This window comes from Streptomyces varsoviensis, assembly GCF_000718635.1.
GTDB classification, from domain to species: domain Bacteria; phylum Actinomycetota; class Actinomycetes; order Streptomycetales; family Streptomycetaceae; genus Streptomyces; species Streptomyces varsoviensis.
Genome location: NZ_JOBF01000057.1, coordinates 1 through 1,447 on the forward strand (window position 1 = coordinate 1; position 1,447 = coordinate 1,447).

Sequence of the window (1,447 nt, forward strand, 5' to 3'; positions counted from 1 at the left end):
GTCCTACCTTTCAAGCGTGGGTCTGCTTCGGTCATTCGTAAGATCGAGGGGCCCAGGGGTTCTGGGTATGGCTGTCATGGGTGAGCCCGTCGGATGGCTTAGAGGACTTGGCCGCCCGGAACCCCGCGACGACTCGACCGCCAATTGGGATACGCGACTCGATCGCTGCTGTAGGACAACGTCGGCGAGGTCGTCTGCGGGTGGGACTGAACAGGCGAGCTGGCGGAGGCGAACGTGCCCGAGATCTGGGCCGGGGTGGACATCGGCAAGGAACACCACCACTGCGTGGTGATCGACACCGACGGCGAACGGCTGTTGTCCCGCCGCGTGTTGAACGACGAAACCGAGCTGCTTCAGCTCATCGGTGACGTCCTGGCGATCTCCACTGACGTGCTCTGGGCCGTCGACCTGAACCAGGGCGGGGCTTCCCTGCTGATCGGCCTGCTCCTCAGTCACGGCCAGCCCATGGCCTATCTCACCGGCCTGGCCGTCCACCGCGCCTCCGGAACTTACAAGGGCGAGGGCAAGACGGACGCGAAGGACGCCTTCGTCATAGCTGACCAGGCCCGCGTCCGTCGGGACCTGGGTCTGCTGCGGCCCGGCGACGAGATCGCGGTTGACCTGCGCACCCTGACCACCCGACGCCTGGACGTGGTCTTCGACCGCACCCGGCAGATCAACCGCCTGCGGGCACAGCTGCTGGAGATCTTCCCGGCGCTGGAGCGGTCGCTGGACCTGGTCAACAAAGGCCCGGTGATGCTGCTGACGGGCTACCAGACCCCGGCCGCGATCCGCCGCGCGGGCGTCAAGCGGATCGAGACCTGGCTGAAGAACCGCAAGGTCCGCGGCGCGGCCGCGCTTGCGAAGACTGCCGTGGAAGCTGCCCAGGCCCAGCAGACCGCCCTGCCGGGCGAGAAGCTGGCCGCCGCCATGGTGGTCCGCCTCGCGAAGGGAGTGATGGCCCTCGATGAGGAGATCGCCGAGCTCGACGCCCTGATCGAGGCCAAGTTTCGCGAGCATCCGCATGCCGAGGTGATCCGCAGTCTGCCCGGCATGGGGGCCAAGCTTGGCGCCGAGTTCATCGCCGCGACCGGCGGGGACATGGACACCTTCGGCAGCGCCGACCGGCTGGCCGGCTTCGCCGGCCTGGCCCCCAGGCCCCGCGACTCCGGCCGTGTCAGCGGCAACCTGCGCAGGCCTAAGCGGTATCACCGCGGGTTGCTGCGGAGCATGTACCTGTCGGCCATGGTCAGCATCACGAGCTGCCAGGCCTCCAAGGCGTACTACCAACGCAAGCGAACCGAGGGGAAGGGGCACAAGCAGGCCCTGCTTGCACTTGCCCGCCGACGCCTCAACGTTCTGTGGGCCATGATCCGTGACGGACAGTATTACCAAGGTTCACCACCCGTCACGGCTGCGGCTTGACATCACGATTGGGAAGTCCTCT

Annotated in this window: 1 protein-coding gene; it reads left to right on the forward strand. The window is 67.1% G+C overall.

Annotation, left to right across the window (positions count from 1 at the left end):
• Positions 1-234: 234 nt before the first annotated feature.
• On the forward strand, positions 235-1,425 hold the full coding sequence (locus tag IF55_RS35545) for an IS110 family RNA-guided transposase (RefSeq protein ID WP_030893373.1): 1,191 nt from the start codon (positions 235-237) through the stop codon (positions 1,423-1,425).
• Positions 1,426-1,447: the final 22 nt, after the last annotated feature.